Below are 20,593 nucleotides of genomic sequence, written 5' to 3' on the forward strand. Positions count from 1 at the left end.
TACTCAACGAATCAAATGGAGTCGTTCATTAAGAAGCTCGCTTTACCGTAATGAGAAGTTTGAGCTTGATACAGGAAAAGTGGTGAGGGGAAGCTACCGGCCATTTTGCGCACAGTATGTCTACTATGACGCATTGCTGAATCACGAACGTTCTCTGTTGCCGTCAGTGTTTCCAACGCCGACGCACCGGAATATCGGATTCTATTCTCTTGGGGTGGGAGCTACCGCCGATTTTAGCTTGCTATCGACTGCATTCGTCCCGGATGTGCAGATGGTCGGAGCGGGTCAGAACGGCGTGTTTTCCCCGCGTTTCACCTGGGGTGATGTTGAGGCCACCGATGACGGACTGTTTGGTAAAGGCGTCGCTGTGGTAAACGGTGAAAGCAGTATCTACGGCCAGGTTGGTGAGGTTGTCGATGGCTACGTGCGCGAGGACAACATCACCGACGAGATCAAGAAGATCTACCGTGATGCGTTGGGTACAGACATTACGGGCGATGACATCTTCCATTTTGTTTACGGGAAACTGCACGACCCTGAATACCGCACCAGGTATGCGGCGGACCTGAAGAAGATGCTGCCGCATATCGAGACTCCCAGCTCCCGAGCTGAGTTCGATAAATTCACGGCAGCCGGGCAGAAACTCATGGATCTGCACGTTCACTACGAGGACGTCGAGCCATGGCCATTGGATGTCCAAGTTAAGGGTGATGAATCCGACCGCGAGACCTGGCGGGTGCTCAAGATGAAGTGGGCTAAGCGCAGAGACCCGGAGACCGGCAAGAACATCGATGATGTCACCAAGCTGATCTACAACAAGCAGGTCACTATTAGCGGTATTCCGGCGGAAGCTGATGAGTACATGCTGGGTTCTCGTTCTGCAATCGCGTGGCTGATCGACCGCTACCAGGTGAAGAAGGATAAGGCTTCCGGCATTGTCAATGACCCTAACGACTGGGCAGACGAAGTTGGCAACCCGCGTTACATCGTGGACCTCATAGGCCGTGTGACCCGCGTGGCGATGGAGACAGTACGCATCGTCGACTCTTTGAATGAGAAATAGGGGAGAGTAACAAGAATGAAATCGAGAACTTGGGATGAGTTTCTGACCCCCTGTCTGTCGGCGCTAGCGAATGGAGAAACCCGTCAGCGGAGGGAGATCCTCTTGGCGGCGGCCGACAATATGAAGATCAGTGACGAGGAGCGAGCAGTAACCATTTCATCGGGTGAAGCTCGCTATCTAAATCGTGGAAACTGGGCGATCACCCACCTCTCCAAAGCAGAAGCGATTTCCTCCCCTGCAAGAGCGCACTGGAAAATTACCGATAAAGGGCGCAGATTGCTGGAGAAATACCCGAATGGCATGACCGAAGCAGAGTTGAGTTCTGAAAGCGGGGAGCTCTATCGGAAGTTCCGATCTCATACTCCCAGGCAGCATGATCCTGCAGCGCCTAACGTGGAACCAGAACAGACTGAATCCGAGCTAACCCCACTCGAGCAAGTGGAGGAGGGGCAGCGGCGTAATGAAGAAATGGTGGCCGAAGAGCTACTCAAGCGCTTGCACCAACGCGAGCCTGCCTTCTTCGAGCAGGCAGTCCTAGACCTGCTCATGGCTATGGGCTACGGAGGGTCCTTCGGCAGCGCCACACGAACACAGTTATCCAATGATGGCGGTATCGACGGTGTGATTGACCAAGACGCACTGGGGCTATCTCGCATCTACGTGCAGGCGAAGCGCTACGAGTTGTCTAAAGCCATCGGTCGCCCGGACGTGCAGGCATTCGTCGGTGCGCTCCACGGAGCGCAGGCATCCCAGGGAGTTTTCCTCACAACCGCGTCGTTTAGTTCCGGGGCAATCAGCTATGCGAACTCCGTCCAGTCCCGAGTGGTGCTTATCGACGGTTCTCTACTTGCCAAGCTGATGATCAAGTACGGCGTTGGCGTCCAGACGAAGCGGACGGTTCAGATCGTCGAGATCGATGAGGATTTCTTCGAGTAGCTCACGGGGGTACCTGCAGCGGGGGAGGGTATCGGGCGCCGTGCCGAGCTAGTTCTGTCCTGCCCGCTGGGCCTTGAGACGCAGATTTGCACAGACCTGGGGAGCGTTGTACTCGCCCGAGTTACAGCGAGCCAGCAGTTGTGTCTCGCCACTGGTTAAGTTCGGCGCCCCATTAGGAGCAGTACCGTAGCCACAGAGGTAGGCGGGGCAGTCGGGGCTCGCACCCTGATTACCCATCGGTGGCTGCTTCTGCGCTGGAGAAGTGGCTCTGGGTTGATTAGCTGGAGCCTGCTGCTCTGGCGGCGTGTTTTCTTCGGCAGCAGGGCTGCTCTGCTGCGTGGGCTCCGGCGTACTGGTGACTGTGGTGGGCGGGGGCGGTGTGTCCTCGGGAGCACTGGTGACCGTGGCGGTCTCTGGTTCTGTGCTTTCGGACTCGCTGGGAGGAGCGCTGGTGACAGTAGTGGTGGACGGTTCAGCAGTTGTGTCCTCGCTGCCGCAAGCGGTGAGGCCGAAAAGACTGATGAGGCTGAGGGCGAAAACTGGAGCGAGGAGTGTGCGACGACGAGTGGTGATCACGTGGTGCCTTTCGTTGAGTGACAAGCACAGTCTAAGGTCTCACCCACCACTTCTCATCTTGATTTTCAGTTCGACGCAATCGGTCCCTCGCCGAGGCTTTCAAGTCAACCGGTTCTGTTAAGCAGGGGAGAGGGCGAGTGAATCACTTCCCTCGAGCGACATCCACGAGGTGGCGTCATAAAAAGAAAGCGGTGACAACCTGCGAACTAACAGGTCATCACCGCTTGCTTTGTGCCACCAGCCAAAGAACAGCCGACGGCGTCAAAAACTAGAGCAGCTAAAAGCAGCCCCTAGCAGTCGTAGTACATCTCGAACTCCTGCGGCGTCGGGCGCAGGCGAACAGGTGCGATCTCGTTGTCGTACTTGTAGGCGATGTAGGTGTCGATCAGGTCGTCGGTGAACACGCCACCCTCAGTCAGGAACTCGTTGTCCTCCTCCAGAGCCTTCAGGGAAGCCTCCAGGCTGGTCGGAGCCTGCGGAATGTCCTTAGCCTCCTCCGGCGGCAGCTCGTACAGGTCCTTGTCGACCGGAGCGTGCGGCTCGATGCGGTTCTTCACACCGTCCAGGCCAGCCAGCATCATCGCAGCGAAGCCGAAGTACGGGTTACCGCTCGGGTCCGGAGCGCGGAACTCAATGCGCTTCGCCTTCGCGTTGGAGCCCGTGATCGGGATGCGCACGGCAGCGGAACGGTTACGCTGCGAGTACACCAGGTTAATCGGAGCCTCGAAGCCCGGAACCAGACGGTGGTAGGAGTTCAGCGTCGGGTTCGTGAAGGCCAGCACAGCGCCAGCGTGCTTCAGGATGCCGCCGATGTAGTAGCGGGCAATGTCGGACAGGCCGGCGTAACCGGACTCGTCGTAGAACAGCGGCTCGCCGTCCTTCCACAGGGACTGGTGAGCGTGCATACCCGAACCATTGTCGCCAGCCAGCGGCTTCGGCATGAAGGTCGCGGACTTGCCGGCCTGCCAAGCGGTGTTCTTGATGATGTACTTGAAGGACTGCAGGTCATCCGCAGCGTGCAGCAGGGTGTTGAACTCGTAGTTGATCTCCTGCTGGCCGCCGGTGCCGACCTCGTGGTGCGCGCGCTCCAGCTTGAAACCAGCGTTCGTCAGGTTGCGGGACATATCGTCGCGCAGATCCTGGTAGTGGTCGTACGGAGCGACAGGGAAGTAGCCACCCTTCATGCGGGTCTTGTAGCCCAGGTTGGTGGAGCCATCCGGGTTGACCTCTGCGCCACGGTTCCACCAGCCCTCGACGGAATCCAGCTCGTAGAAAGCACGGTTGGTCTCCGCCTCGTAGCGGACGGAGTCGAAGAGGTAGAACTCTGCCTCCGCACCGAAGAAGCAGGTATCCGCAATGCCCGTGGAGGCCAGATACTGCTCCGCCTTGCGGGCAACGTTACGCGGGTCGCGGGAGAACGGCTCGCGGGTAAAAGGGTCGTGAACGAAGAACTTCACGTTCAGCGTCTTGGCCTTGCGGAACGGATCGATCTTGGCGGTCGCCAGGTCCGGCAGCAGGTTCATATCCGACTCTTCGATGGTGGTAAAGCCACGGATAGAAGAGCCGTCGAAAGCCAGGCCCTCTTCCATAGCATCCTCATCGAATTCCGAAGCCGGAATGGTGAAGTGCTGCTCGATACCGGGCACATCGGTAAAGCGAACGTCCACGAACTCGACGTCGTTGTCCTTGATGTACTTGGCAACTTCTTCTGCGGTCTTAAATGACACTGTATTTCTTCCGTTCCTTGCAGTTGGAATCTCAAACCGTTGCGACAATATATAAAAGCAACACAATCGATCCTACGCATACTGGGCGACGATTCAGGTAAAAATTTACAAAATTGTGCCACAAACTAACAGCCAGCTAGGCTCTAGACCATCATGAGTGAATCGCGTAGCTGGCTTGAAGGCCCCCTTGTACCAGGCGAAAACGAAGACCTCGCCGACCTCAGTCCGTACCCCGGCGCCCGCTTGGGGTTGCCCAAAGAAGGCTCGGGCTCACTGTCCCCCTTGTTCCCCCGGCTGGGTGCACTACTGATCGACTGGCTGGCCTGCTACGGCCTGGCCTGGTTCACCGTCTCCATGACTGACGCGCTTGGTGATACCGCCAGCGCCTCGATGATCTTCTTCATCATCTGGCGCATCCTGACCGTCTGGCTATTCGCCCAGTCGCCGGGGCACGCCATCGTGGGCATCGGCGTGGCGCGCATCGACAAGCCCGACGAGCGCGTGGGCCTGTGGCGCTCGGTCGTCCGCACGCTGCTGACGGTCTTCCTCTTCCCCCCGATTATTCAAGACACTGACGGCCGCGGAATGCACGATCGCGCCACCGGCACGGCCGTCATCCGCAGCCGCTAAGCGTTACTTCTTTCCGCGCTGTGCCGCACGGCGGGCGCGGCGGTTCATGCCGGACATCTTCGCGCCCTTCGGCATCGGACCCTTCGGCATGTTGTTGCTCGGGTTGTTTAGCCGCGAGATCGATTCGACGCGGGAATTGAGGGCGTCCACCTCATTCTTCTTGATGTTACGCGGCAGGCGCATCAGGTGGTTCTGCAGCTTCTTCACCGGCACCTGGCCCTCGCCGTCGCCGACGACCACGTCGTAGATCGGGGTCTTGCCCACAATGCGCGCGAGCTTCTTGCGCTCCTGCGCCATCATCGGCTTCAGGCGGTGCGGTGCACCCTCGCCGACCAGCACAATGCCGGGGGTGCCTACCACGCGGTGCACTGCGTCCATGTGGGTGTTGGACGCCACGCCGTTCTCCGTAATCCACTTCATGCCCACACCGTCACGCATGTTGGACAAAGCCCATGCGGCGGCTCCGGCCTCGCCCTCAATCTGGTCATACACGCCGGACTGCAAGCGGCGGGAGAACACCCACATCGCCGTCATCGCGCCGATCAAGATGCCCACGATCAGGTTCAGCCACCACCAGCCGAAAACCAGGCTGAGCAGCAGCATCAGCACTACGGGAATCAGGAAGGCCAGAACCATGAACGGGATAAGCTTCTTATCCCGGCCCTTCTGCAGCTTGAAGGCCTGCCACAGCTGGGAGCGCGTCTGCTTGCGCTGCTCCTTCTTCGCGGCCTTAGCTGCCTTCTTTTCTTCCTTGACCCTTACGTCCTTTTTATCCTTCGCCATGGATTCAACAATAAGGCATGAATAAAGGCGGGGCGAAAGTGCCCCGCCGCGTTAGCGGCGCGACGCGGTGACCGGCGTGTCCTCCGAAGCGCCGTAGCGCTCCAGCAGGGTAGAGGCCTCCTGCGACGTGGTGGAATCCAGAGTCTCCTCCAGGTGCTTCAGGTTCTCCGGAATAGCCTCGCCGCGAGCCTGCTTTGCCTGCGCGTACAGGCGACCAGCGCGGTAAGAGGAACGCACCAACGGGCCGGACATAACAGCCTTGATGCCCAGCTCGTAGGCTGCGTCGGAGTGCTCCATGAACTCCTCCGGCTTCACCCAACGCTCAATCGGGTGGTGCATGGAGGACGGGCGCAGGTACTGGGTAATCGTCAGAATGTCGGCGCCAGCGTCCGCCAGGTCCTTAATGGCAGCGCGGACCTCTTCCTTTTCCTCGCCCATGCCCAGGATCAGGTTGGACTTCGTCACCAGGCCGTAATCGTGCGCTGCCTGAATGACCTCCAGGGAACGGTCGTACTTGAAGGCCGGGCGGATGCGCTTAAAGATGCGCGGAACCGTCTCCAAGTTGTGGGCAAACACCTCCGGCTGAGAATCAAAGACGACCTTCAGCAGCTCCGGGCGGTTGGAAAAATCGGGCGTCAGATTCTCCACACCAGTGTTCGGGTTCAGCTCGTGAATCTTCTTCACAACCTCGGCGTACAGCCACGCGCCCTCATCATCCAGGTCGTCGCGCGTCACGCCGGTGATGGTGGCGTAGCGCAGGCCCATCTCGCGGACATTCTCCGCCACGCGACGCGGCTCGTCCATATCCAGCGGGGACGGGCGGCCGGACTTAATCTGGCAGAAGTCACAACGGCGGGAACACGTATCGCCGCCGATGAGGAACGTCGCCTCGCGGTCCTCCCAGCACTCGTTGATGTTCGGGCAGCCAGCCTCCTGGCACACGGTGTGCAGGCCAGCGCCCTTCACGCGATTCTTAATATCCCGATACTCCGGGCCGACCTTCGCGGTCGTGCGGATCCACCGAGGCTTCGACTCGATGGGGGTTTCGGCATTCTTCGCCTCGATGCGGAGCATCCGGCGTCCATCTGCGGTCACACTCATGCCGACTAGCCTACGCTGGGTGCCGCATAGGAATCCACCTCGGGTTTTTCCCTAGGAATGCACCTAAGAATGCACCGGCAAGTCGCCGTTCAAAGCATCAACGAGATTGCGGGCGAGGGACGAGTAGGCGTCAGAAACACTAACATCGCGCCCCAGCTCCTCGGTGAGCGTCGTGACACCCGCGTCCGCCAACCCACAAGGCACAATGTGGTCGTAATAATCCATGGTGTTGTCGCAGTTCAGGGACACTCCGTGCATGGTCACGCCGCGCGTCACGCGAATGCCGATCGCGGCGATCTTACGTGCGGGCTTAAGCTCGTTATTAATGACGCCCGCAGGCAGCCACACTCCCGAACGCCCCTCTACGCGGCCGGTGCCGTGCAGACCAAGATCTTCACAAGTCTGGATCAGCGCCTGCTCCAGGCGGCGGACATAATCGACCACGTCCACCGGGTCGGCCAGCTTGATGATGGGGTATGCGACCAGCTGGCCAGGACCATGCCAGGTGATGCGGCCTCCGCGGTCGACGTCGACGACTGGCAGGCCGTTGGTGGGGCGGTCGGAATCCTCGGTGCGCTTGCCGGCAGTGTACGTCGGCGGGTGCTGGAGTAGGAGGATGGTGTCTGGGATTTTCTCTTCGGCGCGCTGGGCGGCGAGGTCCGCCTGGAGGTGCCAAGTGTCCTCGTAGTCCACGGTGCCGAGGTCACGGATGTCGATGTCTGCGGCTGGGGTGCTGGTGTTGGCGCCAATGTTTGCTTTGCGGATGCTGCCTTGCTGGAATCCCATGGTGACGATGATACTCCAGTGGTTCTGTGGTGCTGCTGGGTGCTGCCGGGTGCCAGATGGTGGTGCTGATGCTGGCGCCCCGGTGCCAGATGGTGGTGCTGGGCGCTGTTCCGCAGCCTCCGGGCGCTACCGCCGCTGAGGTTGAAGTTTCTGATGGTGCTGGATGTGTCAGGTGGTGACGTTGATACTGGTGCCTCCGGCGGCTGGCGCGCGCCAAATACCCTCGAATGTCGCTGAATCGGGAATTAGTCAAAACTGAAGCCGGAATCAGCTTTGGCGAAACTCTCTGACCTGCATTTTTGTGCAGATGCAACTCATTGTCTTTAACGTCTTCTCGATCTAGCGACATTTGAGGGACTGGGAGGCTGCTCGAGAGGGATTTTTGAGGTGAGAGGGCGGCTTGGAGACGGGTATTGGGTTTGAGGCTGGTGGAATGGAAGCCTCCGGGGGGGGGATATCCGGAGCCGCTGCCCGGGGATAATATCCGGAGCTCCTGCCTGGGGCTACTGCACCCAACAACACAGAACGCCGACCCCGCGGGAAGCGGGGTCGGCGTTTCGCCTGGTCAGTTGGCGACTGGTATTAGCCGGCTGCAGCCAGTATTGCCAGCCAGCCTGGCTGCAGCTAGAACCTAACTTAGAGCTCCAGGTCCTCGGTGAAGTCCGAGTTCTCCAGGCGGTCACGCAGGGTGGACATGAAGCGGCCTGCGTCGGCGCCGTCGATGACCTGGTGATCGTAGGTCATCGGCAGGAAGACCATCTGGCGGATGGCGATAGCCTCGCCCTCGTCCTCACTCAGCACCACCGGGCGCTTCACGATGGCGCCGGTGCCGATCATGGCAGCCTGCGGCGGAACCAGAATCGGGGTGTCGGTCAGGGCGCCCTCGGAACCGATGTTGGTGATGGTGAAGGTGCCGCCGGACAGGTCGTTCGGCTTCAGCTTCTTGTTGCGCGCGCGGTCAGCAATGTCGACGATGGCCTTGGCCAGCTCCGGCAGGGACATGTCCTGCGCATCGTGGATGACCGGGCTCAGCAGGCCAGCCTCCGTGTCGACAGCAATGCCCAGGTTGACCTGCTCGTGGTAGGTCATCTCCTTGGTCTTCGCGTTGTAGGAAGCGTTGACGTTCGGGTGGGAGATCAGAGCCTCGACCGCTGCCTTCGCGAAGAACGGCAGGTAGGTCAGGTTCACACCGTGCTTGTCGGCGAAGGCCTGCTTGTTGGCCTTGCGCAGTTCGGCAACGCGAGTCATGTCGACCTCGTGGACCTGCGTCAGCTGAGCTGCAGCGTGCAGGGAATCCAGGGTGGTCTTCGCAGTGATCTCGCGGATGCGGTTCACCTTCTTGACGGTGCCGCGCAGCTCCTGCTTGGCCGGGTCCACCTTGTAGGAAGATGCGCGCGGGCCAGCCGGGGAAGCGGACTTCGCGGAGGAGCCGGAAGCGGAGGTGCCTTCTGCTGCGGCCAGGATGTCCTGCTTACGGATACGGCCGCCGACGCCGGTTCCCTCGACGCTCGACAGATCGACGCCATGCTTATCAGCCAGCTTGCGTACCAGCGGAGTGACGTAGGGGAGGTTGCCCTCGGCAGGCTTCGACTGCTTTGCAGCCGGCTTGGAGGACTTGGAGTCAGACTTGGACTCGGACTTTGCCTCAGTCTTGACCTCGGCCTTCTCCTCGGCCTGCTTAGCCTCAGCCTTCTTTTCCTCCGCCTTCGGCTCGGCCTTGTCCTCGGACTTCTCAGACTTCTCGGTCTTGTCCTCGGAGGCGGACTCGTCGGACTTGGAGGAACCGGAGTCGGAGGAATCGGAGGAGCCGGACTTGGCGGCGTTCTCGTCGCCGATGCGGGCGATGACCTCGCCGACGTCGACCGTGTCGTCCTCGTTGGCCAGGATCTCCACCAGGGTGCCAGCGACCGGGGACGGGATCTCGGTGTCGACCTTGTCGGTGGAGACCTCCAGCAGAGGCTCGTCGACCTCAACCTTGTCGCCGACGCTCTTCAGCCACTGGGTGATGGTGCCCTCGGTGACGGACTCGCCCAGCTCCGGCATGGTGACGTCCTCGGCCTCGCCGGAAGCGGAGCCAGAACCAGAGTTGTCAGAGGACTTGGACTCAGAGTCGTCGGAGGAGTCAGACTCGCTGGAGTCGGACTCGGACTCGCTGGAATCGGAGGAATCAGCGGACTCATCGGACTCGGAAGAATCGGAACCGGAGTCGGAGGAACCGGAAGTAGCGGCGTTCTCGTCGCCGATGCGGGCGATGACCTCGCCGACGTCGACCGTGTCGTCCTCGTTGGCCAGGATCTCCACCAGGGTGCCAGCGACCGGGGACGGGATCTCGGTGTCGACCTTGTCGGTGGAGACCTCGAGCAGCGGTTCGTCGACCTCAACCTTGTCGCCGACGCTCTTCAGCCACTGGGTGATGGTGCCCTCGGTGACGGACTCGCCCAGCTCCGGCATGGTGACGTCCTCGGCCTCGCCGGAACCAGAACCGGAACCGGAGCCAGAGTTGTCAGAGGACTCAGACTCAGAGTCATCGGAGCCGGACTCGGACTCCGCAGAACCGGACTCCTCGGCAGCGTTGCTGGAATCGTCGTCGCTGGAGCTGTCGGCGTCAGAACCAGAAGGCTCTTCGCCCTCCTCACCGATCTCGGCGATGACGGCGCCGACGTCCACAGTGTCGTCTTCCTCGGCGATGATCTTCAGCAGCACACCACTTGCGGGGGACGGGATCTCCGTATCAACCTTGTCGGTCGATACCTCCAGCAACGGTTCGTCGACGGAGACCTTGTCTCCGACCTTCTTCAGCCACTGAGTAACGGTGCCCTCGGTTACGGACTCGCCCAGTTCGGGCATTTCGACGGAGTACGCCATGGTGTTTGAAGCTCCTCAAGCTAAACGGAAATCAGCTGTGGTTATTTGGTTGAAATACTACATAAGTCTACGCGCCTTGCCGTCGCTCCGCCGAGCGCCCCCTCGCCCTTATCTATTTATGACGCCCCCTCACCGCCTCCGCGCACCTTTGGGGAACCGCCGGGTATGTGAACTAGAATTGGCTAACGTGTTTAATCTTTTCGGCCGGAACAAGAATACTTCCACCCGACCGCCGCGTGCGCCGGGGGAGACCATCCGCTCCAAGGACCTGGCCTACCTGCAGCAGTGGGCCGGAACCCGCAAGGGTGTGGAGGGTTTTGTGGAGCCGGAAACCATCGTCAACGAGATGTCCGTGGTGCTGGTCGACAGCGAGGGGGAGTGGACGCGCCGCCGCATCGGCGGGCCGAAGGGTATCGACAAGGTGGCCCAGTCGGTCGGCATTCCCCTGTATTTCGCGGAGGAGACCGGATACCCGCAGCGCATGCGGGATCGCATCGAGCGGGATCGGTTGATCAAGAAGCGCCTGGAGCAGCGCGAACGGCGCGCGCAGTTTGAGCAACGCCGCGCCGAGCAGGGGGAGTAGCGCCTAGCCCCGGCCCGCCCCGCGCAGGTGAGCGCGAGCCGCGGGCAAGCGCGGCCCGGCTCGCCTAGCCCTTCAGCGCAATATCCTCCAGCGCGGCGATGATGGTGCGCACCGGCGAGCCGGTGGCCCGCTTCGGGGTGTAGCCGTACGCCGCGCCGTCGTTGTAGGCCGGGCCAGCGACGTCAATGTGCACCCACTGCACGCCCTCGGCCACGAAGTTCTTCAGGTAGTGGCCTGCCACGGACATGCCACCCCAGCGGTTGCCGGAGATGTTCTTGATGTCCGCCACGTCCGACTTCAGCGCCTCGCCCAGCTCCGCGGGCAGCGGCATCGGCCAGCCGGCATCGCCCACGCGCTGGGAGATCATCGCCACGCGGTCGCGGAAATCCATCGAGCCCATGATGCCCGGCGTGCGGTCGCCCAGAGCCACCATCTGCGCACCAGTCAAGGTGGCGGTTTCGATCAGATAGTCCGGGTTGTCCTCGCAGGCGCGGACGATGGCATCGGCCAGCACCAGGCGGCCCTCCGCGTCGGTGTTCAGCACCTCGGTGGTGGTGCCGCCGTAGTGGCGCAGCACGTCGCCAGGGCGGGTTGCCTCCCCGCCGGGCATGTTCTCCGCCAGCGGGACGGTGGCCGTCACCCGCACCGGAATGTTTAGCTCAGCTGCGGCGATCACCGCTGCGACGACGGCCGCGGAGCCACCCATGTCGGAGATCATGTTCCACATCTTCGCCGGCGGCTTCAGGGAAATTCCGCCGGTATCGAAGGTGATTCCCTTGCCGACCAGCGCCACGTGCGGGGAATCCTCGGCGATCTTGTCCGGATTGTAGTCCAGGCGCACCAGGCGCGGCCCGCGCGCCGAACCCTGACCCACGCCCAGGATTCCGCCGAAGCCCTGCTCCTCCAAAGCGGCCTCGTCGAGCACCTCCACCGTCACGTCCGTGTGCTGTGCAGCCTCCGCGATAATGCCCGCGTAGCTTTCCGGGTACAGCACGTTCGACGGGGTGTTCACCAGGTCACGTGCCAGCGCCACTGCCCGCACGGTGGCCTGCGCGTGCTCCAGGGTGTCTGCCGGATCCTCGCCGGTCAGCACCTCAATCGACTCGATCGCCGGGGTGTGCTCGGCCGTCTTCAGCCCCCGGTACTCGTAGGCGCCCAGCGCGTGGCCGACCAGCGCGGCCTCCGCACCCAGCAGACCCAGGGCGCTCACCACTCGGGCGCCGCGCGCCTCGCCCTTATCTTGGCCCTCTTGTTGTTCGGGCTTCTTGATGCTTCGGGACGCCACGCCTGCGGCCACGCGGACGTCCTCCGCCGACACCTCATCGGCCGGCCCCATACCGATTGCCAGGATCTTCTCCGGGCCGGTGGATCCAGCGCCGGCCTCGACGAGCCCCTCGGCGGTCTCCGGCTCCACGGTGGATTCCTGCACCTGGGCGGAGAGGTTGCCGGTGGAGACGACCTCGCTGCGGCGCTCGGCCGAGAGGTTAGGAACCACCGTCACCTCGCCAGCAGTGCCCTTGGCGCCGACGGAGATAAGCAGCTTCCACATTTCCAGCTGCTGCTCGGCCGTGAGGGCGTCAATAGGAGCACCAGTGAGCTCCAGACCAGCCTCACCTTCGAAGACCGGGATGACCAGCGTGTCGATGACCGACGGGGTGGCGGTGCCGCTGTCCTCGAGAGTGGAATCGGTGTGGACCAGCGACATCTGCGGGACGAAACCGCGGGACGGCAGGCCGGCGATGGGGGAGGAAGAGTTGGTGGCGGTCATAGGGGTATCGACTGCTCCTTCTAAAATGGTCGTTCGCTGGTTTCACTCTACCCAGATTCGCCTGCTGGCAGACCGGCGGGAGTGATCCCCCCGAGAAATTGTTAGCCCCCTCACACTTTTGTGGAACGGCAGAGTAGTCTGGGACACATGACTACTCCAGAGGCAAACCCCCAGACCCCAAAGGCCCAGCAGAGCTCCCAGGTGGAGTTCAGCGTCACCCGCACCCAGAACCCGGTGACCGACGACAAGATCGCTGAGATTCTCTCTGCACCCGGCTTCGGCAAGTACTTCACTGACCACATGGTCGCCATCGACTGGAACACAGAAGAGGGCTGGCACAACGCCCGCGTGGAGCCCTACCAGCAGATCCAGATGGACCCAGCATCCAGCGTGTTCCACTACGGCCAAGCCATCTTTGAGGGTCTGAAGGCATATCGCGGTGAAGGTGGCAAGATCGTCACCTTCCGCCCGGAGCAGAACGCCCGCCGCTTCCAGAACTCCGCCGCCCGCATGGCCATGCCGGAGCTGCCGGAAGAGCTGTTCCTGGAATCCCTCCGCCAGATCGTGGACATCGACCAGCGTTGGGTTCCGCAGGGCGGCGGCGAGGAATCCCTGTACCTGCGCCCGTTCATGATCTCCCGCGAAGTCGGCCTGGGCGTGCACCCGGCCAGCAGCTACACCTTCTTCGTGATCGCCTCCCCGGCGGGCGCCTACTTCTCCGGCGGCATCAACCCGGTGAGCGTGTGGCTGTCCACCGACTACACTCGCGCAGCCCCCGGCGGCACCGGCGCTGCGAAGTTCGCCGGTAACTACGCGGCCTCCCTGGCGGCGCAGGCCTCCGCGGAGAAGGAAGGTTGCGACCAGGTTGTCTGGCTGGACGCAACCGAGCACAAGTACATCGAGGAGATGGGCGGCATGAACCTGGCGTTCGTCTTCGGCAGCGAAAACGGGGGCGAAGGCGAGGCAGCCGGCGCAGGCGCCGAAAATGTCACGCTAGTCACCCCGGAACTCTCCGGCTCGCTACTGCCGGGCGTTACCCGCCTCTCCCTGCTGGAATTGGCGCGCGACCTGGGCTACAAGGTGGAGGAGCGCCGCATCTCCACTGACGAGTGGAAGGAAGCCGCACAGTCCGGCGCCATGACCGAGGCCTTCGCCTGCGGCACCGCAGCCGTCGTCACCCCGGTCGGCACTGTGAAGGACGAGTCCGGCGAATTCCAGGTCAACGGCGGCCAGACCGGTCCGGTGACCATGCGCCTGCGCGAGCAGCTGACGGGCATCCAGAACGGCCGCGTCGCCGACAAGCACGGCTGGCTCTACACGCTGGTGGAGCAGGCAGCCACCGCGTAACGCACCATCGGCAAGGCCAGGACGGCGCCCAGCCCCTGGCCGGTGCCGAGCTGCAAATCCAGCAGTGGCTCCAGGCCCAGCGCATTGAGCGCCGGGAGGGCAGCGGGCTCCGTGCCCGCCGAAGCCGCCAGCCACCACGCGGCGGCCCCCGGCGCCAGCATCTGCGCGCACAGTGCCGCCGCAGCCGCCCCCACGCCGTCGAAAATCACAGGCGTGCGGCGCACCGCCGCCTGCGCCAGAATCCCCGCCATCACCACCAGGTCGGCCGAGCCGATCTGCTGCAGCACCCGCGAGGCCACCGCCTTGTCATCGCGCACGCGGAACATCGCATCGCGGATCACCGCCACCTTCGTCTTCCACGCCTCGTCGTCGATGCCGGAACCCCGGCCGATGATTTTCACCGGCTCCACGCTGCACACGCTGCCGATCACCGCAGCGGCCACCGTGGTCAGCCCACGCCCCAGATCACCCAGCAGCAGCACCTGCGTGCCCTTGTCCGCCTCCTGGTCGGCGAAACGCATGCCGCGCTGCAGGTGCCTTACATAGTCCTCGGGGCTTAAGGCGTCCGCGGTGTCGATGGAACCGGAGGGGGTGCCCAACGTGGCGTCAATAATAGAAAGAGAAACCCGTGCCGACCTGCAGGCATCCACAACCGGGGCGGCGGCATCGGCCAGGTTCTGGCGCACCTGGGCATTGAAGTCGGCGGGCAGGGCGGAGATCTCCGGGTGCGCCTCGGCCACCCCGTGCTCGCCGGTAACCACAACCATCCGCGCCGCGTTCAAAACGTCGGCGGGGGCGGAACCCTGGCAGGCGGCGATCCAGGTGGCGACCTCTTCCAGCCTGCCCAGCGAGCCAACCGGAATGCCGGCCTTCGTCGGCGCGGTGGTGCGGAGCTGCTCGGCTCGACTGCGCGTGGCCTCGTCCGGCGGGACGATAGACGGGAAGTTCGGGGCGGAGGTCGTAGAAGCCATGGGGTTTAGTCTAAACGCTGTCGCCGATCTGCTTCTGCGGGGCAGGGGTGCGCAGGCGACGGATCATCGTGGCGCGGGTGAACGCATACAGACCCAGGCTGAACTTGCCGTGCGGGTTGTTCGGGAAGCGCTCGTTGACCTCGCGGTTAATGCGGCGGCCGAGCCAAATGCCCTCACCGATCATGATGAGGAACACGACCATCATCACCAGCGAAGCCAGGTTGGCGATGTTCGGGTTGGACATGCCGAAGATCATGATGACGATGACCAGCAGCGCCAGCGGCAGGAAGAAGTTCATCATGTAGCGGCGGGAATCAATCCAGTCGCGGACGAAGCGCTTCTCCGGCCCCTTGTCGCGATCCATGAGGTAATCCTCGTCGCCGGCCATCATGCGCTGGTTGGCGCGGCGCCGCTCGCGGTTCGCCTCGTCCTTCTTGCGCTGCTTCATGGCCTTGTATTCTTCCTTGGACATGGAGGCCTTGAGCTCCTTGCGCTGCTTGCGCGCCTCGCCCGGGGTGGCGGGAGCGGTGTAGGCGCTGCGGCGCACGCCGTGCTTGCGCTCCTGCTCGTTGCGCTTCGGGGTGGCCTTGCCCTTCTTCGGGGTAAAGGCCTTGGAGTTCTTTTCCTTAGTGACGCCACCGTCTGCGTCGCTGTCTACCTCAGCCGACGCATTGGCATCCTGCGGCGAGGCCTGATCCTCGGCTGAGTCGGCGACCGTTTCCTGCTTCTTCCATGGCATTTTCACATGTAACAGGCTAGAGCAGGAGGGCAGGGGAACAAAACTAACAACGCTGGCGCGGGAACGCGGAGAAAAATCGTTGGCGCGGGAATAACCCAAGAGGGCAGTGGCGTTGTGGAACAATGAGGCGTAGCTTGTGAGCAAAGCCATTTCAAGAATTCGGTCATTTATTGAGGAGGACCAACATGACTGCTCCAGAGAAGGTCACCGGTGTGGAGCTGACCGAGGCCGCCCAGCAGAAGGCAAGCGCCCTGCTGGCACAGGAAGGCCGCGACGATCTTTCCCTGCGCATCGCAGTGCAGCCGGGCGGTTGTGCTGGCCTGCGCTACCAGCTGTTTTTCGATGATCGTTCCCTGGACGGCGATCTGGTGGACGAGTACGAGGGTGTGAACCTGGTTGTGGATCGCATGTCCTCCCCGTACCTGATGGGTGCGAAGATCGACTTCGCGGACACCATCGAGTCTCAGGGCTTCACCATCGACAACCCGAACGCTTCCGGCTCCTGTGCCTGCGGCGATTCCTTCAGCTAAGCGGCTCTCGCAGTTCTAGCGGATCGAGCGGAACTGAGCCCTTTTAGTTAGTGACGCCCCCTAGGGATGAATTCCCTCGGGGGCGTTTTCGGGTCTCTAGCGTCTAGAGCGGGGCGGCGGGCTCTAGACGTGGGCTCTAGGGGCGGGCTCTAAAGGTTGACCGGGTACTGGCGCTGGTCGATCTGCGGATCGATGCGATCCTCGACGAAGATGCCGTGCCAGACCATGAATGCGATGACGGTCCACAGTCGGCGGGAGTGGTCCGGGCCGGAGCCGGTATTCATCGCCACGCGGTGCTCGTCCAGCATCTTCAGGACCTCTGCCTTGTTGAAGATGTGGTCGGTCTGCGAGGCCTCGATGTTCTCCTTGGCCCAGTCGTAGAGCTCGTCGCCGGCCAGCCAGTGGCGCATCGGCACCGGGAAGCCCAGCTTCTTGCGGTGCAGAACGTGCGGGGGAACGATGCGCTCCAGTGCCTTGCGCAGAGCGTACTTGGTGGTGCCGTGGGAGATCTTGAGCTCGTGGGGGAGGGTTTCCGCCACGTCGAAGACGACCTTATCCAGGAACGGCACGCGCAGTTCCAGGGAGTTTGCCATGTTGATCTTGTCGGCCTTCACCAGGATGTCGCCGCGCATCCAGGTGAACAGATCCAGGTGCTGCATGCGGGCGACCGGGTCCATGTCCTTGGACTTCGCGTAGATCGGCGCCGTGACCTCGCGGTGATCCCACTCGGGGCGGATCTCGCGCAGCACGCGCTCCAGCTGCTGGTAGTTGAAAGAGCGCGCGTTGCCGTAGTAGCGATCCTCCATCGGCATGGTGCCGCGCTGCAGCAGGGACTTACCGCGCATGCCCTCGGGCAGCGCGTTGCCCACGCTGGACAGCACGCGCTTCAGCGGGGAGGGGATCTTGTCGAAAGGCGCCAGGCTCAGTGGTTCCTTGTAGATGGTGTAGCCGCCGAAGAGCTCGTCGGCGCCCTCGCCGGAGAGCACCACCTTGACGTGCTTGCGGGCCTCCTGCGCCACGAAGTACAGCGGAACCAGCGACGGGTCGGCCACCGGATCGTCCAGGTACCAGATGATCTTCGGGATTGCCTCGGCGTATTCCTCCGGGCTGACCACCTTAACGATGTGCTCGGCGCCGATGGCGGCGGCGGACTCCGCGGCCACGTCGACCTCGGAGTAGCCCTCGCGCTCGAAGCCGGTGGTGAAGGTCAGCAGATCCGGGTTGTGACGCTTGGCCAGCGCGGCGATGGCGGTGGAGTCGATGCCGCCGGAGAGGAAGGAACCGACCGTGACGTCCGCGCGCATGTGCTTGGCCACGGAGTCCTCCAGGGCCTCGGCGATGCGCTGGAACACGGCTTCCTCGTCGCCGGCCGCGACCTTCTTGACCGGGAAGCGCGGCTCGAACCAGCGGGTTTCCTCGATCTTCCCGCCGGGGGTTACAAAGCCGTAGCTGCCGGATTCCAGGCGGCGAATGTGCTTATGCAGGCTCTCCGGCTCCGGGACGTACTGCAGATCCGTGTAGTGCGCAATGGCGCGGATATCCAGATCCAGGTTCAGACCCAGCTCTTCCGCCATCGACAGGATGCACTTCTTCTCCGAGGCGAAGACGGTGCCCGCCTCGGTGGTGGCGACGTACATCGGCTTGATGCCGAACTGATCGCGGGCCAGGAACAGCTTCTTTTCCTTGGAATCCCACACCGCGAAGGCGAACATGCCGCGCAGGTGGTTCACCACGTCGGCGCCCCAGTGGTGGAAGCCCACCACGATGGTCTCGCCGTCGCCCTCAGTATTAAAGGTATAGCCAGCTTCCTTGAGCTCCTCGCGCAGCTCGACGTAGTTGTAGATCTCGCCATTGAAGGTCAGCGCGTAGCGGTCCGCCTCGCCCTCCGGGCCCCACTGCAGGGGCTGATGCGAGTGCTCCAAGTCGATGATGGATAGTCGGTTGAAGCCGAACACGACGTCTTGGTCGTGCCACGTGCCACTGTCGTCCGGGCCACGGTGGTGCATGCAGGGGAGTGCGCCCTCTACAGCCTCAACGAAATTTTCCGCGGCGCCGTTCGCCGCAATGATTCCAAGCAATCCACACATGCGTTCTGACTTTACGCGGGAGGGGTAGAGGTGGGCTAGTTGCCACGGCGGGGAGCAGACCGTTTTAAGACTGAGTTATTGAGCACACGGGGTTATTGAGCACACGGGCCATCTAGCGACTGAGTGATGTGCATTACATAAATCCGCTTCTGTGAGACTGTACAGCGATCCATGCGCTGGTCCGTAGCTCCGCGTAGCCTGGGAGCCATGGCAAAAAATTTCGCATCACAGCTGGTAAAGACTCTAGAGAAGCAGGGCGTCAAGCGAATCTTCGGGCTGGTGGGCGATAGCCTTAACCCGATCGTCGACGAGGTTCGCCAGTCCTCCATTGAATGGATCCACGTTCGCAACGAGGAAGCCGCGGCCTTCGCCGCCGGTGCGGAATCCCTCGTCACCGGCGAACTGGCCGTATGCGCCGCCTCCTGCGGCCCGGGCAATACCCACCTGATCCAGGGCCTCTATGATTCCCACCGCAACGGTGCGAAGGTGCTGGCCATTGCCTCCCACATCCCGAGCGTGCAGATCGGCAGCCAGTTCTTCCAGGAGACCCACCCGGAGCAGATCTTCCAGGAGTGCTCCGGTTACTGCGAGATGGTGAACTCCGCAGCACAGGGGCCAAAGGTGCTGCACCACGCCATCCAGTCCACGCTGGCCGGCAACGGCGTTAGCGTGCTGGTCATTCCCGGCGACGTATCCTCCCAGGAAATCGAGGAGGAAGGCTTCATCGACTCGGTGTACGCCAAGGGGCGCCCCGTGCTGTACCCGGATGCCGAGGAAGCAGCCCGCCTGGCGAAGGCCATCAATGATGCCGAGACCGTCACTTTGTTCTGCGGTGAGGGCGTCAAAAATTCTCGAGAGCAAGTGCTCGAGCTCGCAGAGAAGATTAAGTCCCCGGTCGGCCACGCCTTCGGCGGCAAGATGCACATCCAATACGACAACCCGTTCGACGTCGGCATGTCCGGGCTGCTGGGCTACGGTGCGGCGCGCGAGGCGATGTACGACGCTGACCTGCTGATTCTGCTGGGAACCGACTTCCCGTACACCGACTTCCTGCCTACTGGCAACGTCGCGCAGGTCGACATCGACGGCTCCCACATCGGCCGCCGCACCACCATCAACTACCCGGTGGTCGGCGACGTCGGGGCGGTGATCGACACGATCCTGCCGCACATCGAGGAGAAGACCGACCGCAGCTTCCTGGATAAGCAGCTGCGCAACCATGCGCGGGCGCTGAACCACGTGGTGGACGCCTACACCAAGAAGGCGGGCAAGTCGAAGCCCATCCACCCGGAATACGTGGCGGACACGATCGACCGCCTGGCCGCCGAGGATGCCATCTTCACCATCGATACCGGCATGTGCAACGTCTGGGGTGCCCGCTACATCACGCCGAACGGCAAGCGTGAAGAAATTGGCTCCTTCCGCCACGGCACCATGGCCAATGCGCTGCCGCAGGCACTGGGTGCGCAGGCCGCGGACCGCGACCGACAGGTGATCTCCTTCTCCGGCGATGGCGGCCTGGGGATGCTCATGGGCGAGCTGCTGACCGCCAAGCTGCACGACCTGCCGGTCAACATTGTGGTCTTTAATAACTCCTCGCTGGGCATGGTGAAGCTGGAGATGATGGTCGCCGGCCTGCCCGAGCACGAAACCGACCACGAGCACGTGAACTTCGCCAAGATCGCGGAAGCCATCGGAATTAAGGCGATCCGCATTGAGGATCCGGCGGACGTGGAGAGTGGCATTAAGGAAGCTCTGGCCTACGACGGCCCGGTGCTGGTGGACGTGGTTACCGACCCGAACGCGCTGAGCCTGCCGCCGAACATCACCTGGGAAATGATGATGGGCTTCTCCCGCTCCGCAACGCGCACCGTATTCGAGGGTGGCGTGGGGCGCATGGTCGACCTGGCCCGCGCCAACCTGCGCAACATCGGTGGTGCCGGAGTGATCGAGATGAACAAGTTCTAGAACACCCCAAAACCCCCACAAAGGCGGGAGTCACGCACTGCGCGGGCTCCCGCCTAACCCGTGTGGGGGCAATGTGGGTAGCTGCCAACCCCGAAAAGGGAAATTCCGCTTCCGCGATGGTGGCAATGTCCTG

16 protein-coding genes and 1 pseudogene are annotated in these 20,593 nt (G+C 62.5%); 8 read left to right on the forward strand and 9 right to left on the reverse strand.

From position 1 onward, the window contains the following. The 3 genes and pseudogenes from L8V00_RS07110 to L8V00_RS10070 form a co-directional block, all read left to right on the forward strand. Positions 1-1,063, forward strand: a 1,063-nt coding sequence (locus tag L8V00_RS07110; protein WP_338027545.1) for a type ISP restriction/modification enzyme, incomplete at its 5' end; no start/stop codon positions are given. Between the two features lie 15 nt (positions 1,064-1,078). Then, positions 1,079-1,336, forward strand: a pseudogene (locus L8V00_RS10065) (winged helix-turn-helix domain-containing protein); the annotation flags it as partial. A gap of 120 nt (positions 1,337-1,456) precedes the next feature. Further along, positions 1,457-1,999 (forward strand): restriction endonuclease, encoded by a 543-nt coding sequence (locus L8V00_RS10070; RefSeq protein WP_237744777.1) that lies wholly within the window; start codon positions 1,457-1,459, stop codon positions 1,997-1,999. Positions 2,000-2,865: 866 nt separating this feature from the next. Here L8V00_RS10070 and glnA read toward each other — a convergent pair. Next, positions 2,866-4,302 (reverse strand): type I glutamate--ammonia ligase, encoded by a 1,437-nt coding sequence (glnA, locus tag L8V00_RS07125; protein WP_269944619.1) that lies wholly within the window; start codon positions 4,300-4,302, stop codon positions 2,866-2,868. Between the two features lie 153 nt (positions 4,303-4,455). Here glnA and L8V00_RS07130 point away from each other — a divergent pair, with 153 nt between their 5' ends. Further along, entirely contained in the window at positions 4,456-4,932 is a 477-nt protein-coding gene (locus tag L8V00_RS07130) for an RDD family protein (protein ID WP_269944620.1), read from the forward strand. Between the two features lie 3 nt (positions 4,933-4,935). Here the strand turns inward: L8V00_RS07130 and L8V00_RS07135 are convergent, their stop codons facing one another. The 4 genes from L8V00_RS07135 to sucB form a co-directional block, all read right to left on the reverse strand. After that, positions 4,936-5,715 carry a DUF4191 domain-containing protein gene (locus tag L8V00_RS07135; RefSeq protein WP_269944621.1) on the reverse strand — a complete coding sequence of 260 codons (780 nt, stop codon included), beginning with the start codon at positions 5,713-5,715 and terminating at the stop codon, positions 4,936-4,938. A gap of 51 nt (positions 5,716-5,766) precedes the next feature. Next, on the reverse strand, positions 5,767-6,816 hold the full coding sequence (gene lipA / locus L8V00_RS07140; RefSeq protein WP_269944622.1) for a lipoyl synthase: 1,050 nt from the start codon (positions 6,814-6,816) through the stop codon (positions 5,767-5,769). 63 nt (positions 6,817-6,879) lie between these two features. After that, a complete protein-coding gene (gene lipB, locus L8V00_RS07145; protein ID WP_269944623.1) occupies positions 6,880-7,602 on the reverse strand; it encodes a lipoyl(octanoyl) transferase LipB in 723 nt (240 codons plus the stop codon). 636 nt (positions 7,603-8,238) lie between these two features. Continuing rightward, entirely contained in the window at positions 8,239-10,467 is a 2,229-nt protein-coding gene (sucB, locus tag L8V00_RS07150; protein ID WP_269944624.1) for a 2-oxoglutarate dehydrogenase, E2 component, dihydrolipoamide succinyltransferase, read from the reverse strand. Positions 10,468-10,654: 187 nt separating this feature from the next. Here sucB and L8V00_RS07155 point away from each other — a divergent pair, with 187 nt between their 5' ends. After that, entirely contained in the window at positions 10,655-11,050 is a 396-nt protein-coding gene (locus tag L8V00_RS07155; RefSeq protein ID WP_035006112.1) for a hypothetical protein, read from the forward strand. 64 nt (positions 11,051-11,114) lie between these two features. Here the strand turns inward: L8V00_RS07155 and L8V00_RS07160 are convergent, their stop codons facing one another. Continuing rightward, entirely contained in the window at positions 11,115-12,818 is a 1,704-nt protein-coding gene (locus L8V00_RS07160; RefSeq protein ID WP_035006110.1) for a leucyl aminopeptidase, read from the reverse strand. 147 nt (positions 12,819-12,965) lie between these two features. Here L8V00_RS07160 and L8V00_RS07165 point away from each other — a divergent pair, with 147 nt between their 5' ends. Beyond that, positions 12,966-14,165 (forward strand): branched-chain amino acid aminotransferase, encoded by a 1,200-nt coding sequence (locus L8V00_RS07165; RefSeq protein WP_269944625.1) that lies wholly within the window; start codon positions 12,966-12,968, stop codon positions 14,163-14,165. Here L8V00_RS07165 and L8V00_RS07170 read toward each other — a convergent pair. After that, the gene (locus tag L8V00_RS07170; RefSeq protein ID WP_070488938.1) at positions 14,132-15,136 is read right to left on the reverse strand and encodes a nicotinate-nucleotide--dimethylbenzimidazole phosphoribosyltransferase; all 1,005 of its coding nucleotides are present in this window, start codon (positions 15,134-15,136) and stop codon (positions 14,132-14,134) included. The two genes, L8V00_RS07165 and L8V00_RS07170, sit on opposite strands and share 34 nt — an antisense overlap. A 10-nt stretch (positions 15,137-15,146) precedes the next feature. Further along, positions 15,147-15,875, reverse strand: a complete 729-nt coding sequence (locus L8V00_RS07175) for a DUF3043 domain-containing protein (RefSeq protein ID WP_049049551.1) — start codon at positions 15,873-15,875, stop codon at positions 15,147-15,149. Positions 15,876-16,060: 185 nt separating this feature from the next. Between L8V00_RS07175 and L8V00_RS07180 the strand changes: the two genes are divergently transcribed. Then, positions 16,061-16,405 (forward strand): HesB/IscA family protein, encoded by a 345-nt coding sequence (locus L8V00_RS07180; RefSeq protein WP_034972061.1) that lies wholly within the window; start codon positions 16,061-16,063, stop codon positions 16,403-16,405. A 149-nt stretch (positions 16,406-16,554) separates the two neighbouring features. Here the strand turns inward: L8V00_RS07180 and asnB are convergent, their stop codons facing one another. Further along, positions 16,555-18,492, reverse strand: a complete 1,938-nt coding sequence (gene asnB / locus L8V00_RS07185) for an asparagine synthase (glutamine-hydrolyzing) (RefSeq protein WP_269944626.1) — start codon at positions 18,490-18,492, stop codon at positions 16,555-16,557. 207 nt (positions 18,493-18,699) lie between these two features. On the opposite strand from asnB, the gene L8V00_RS07190 reads away from it, so the two are divergent. After that, entirely contained in the window at positions 18,700-20,460 is a 1,761-nt protein-coding gene (locus L8V00_RS07190; RefSeq protein WP_070488944.1) for a pyruvate dehydrogenase, read from the forward strand. The last annotated feature ends 133 nt before the right edge of the window (positions 20,461-20,593 follow it).

It is taken from the genome of Corynebacterium evansiae (assembly GCF_027570065.1).
Taxonomy (GTDB): domain Bacteria; phylum Actinomycetota; class Actinomycetes; order Mycobacteriales; family Mycobacteriaceae; genus Corynebacterium; species Corynebacterium evansiae.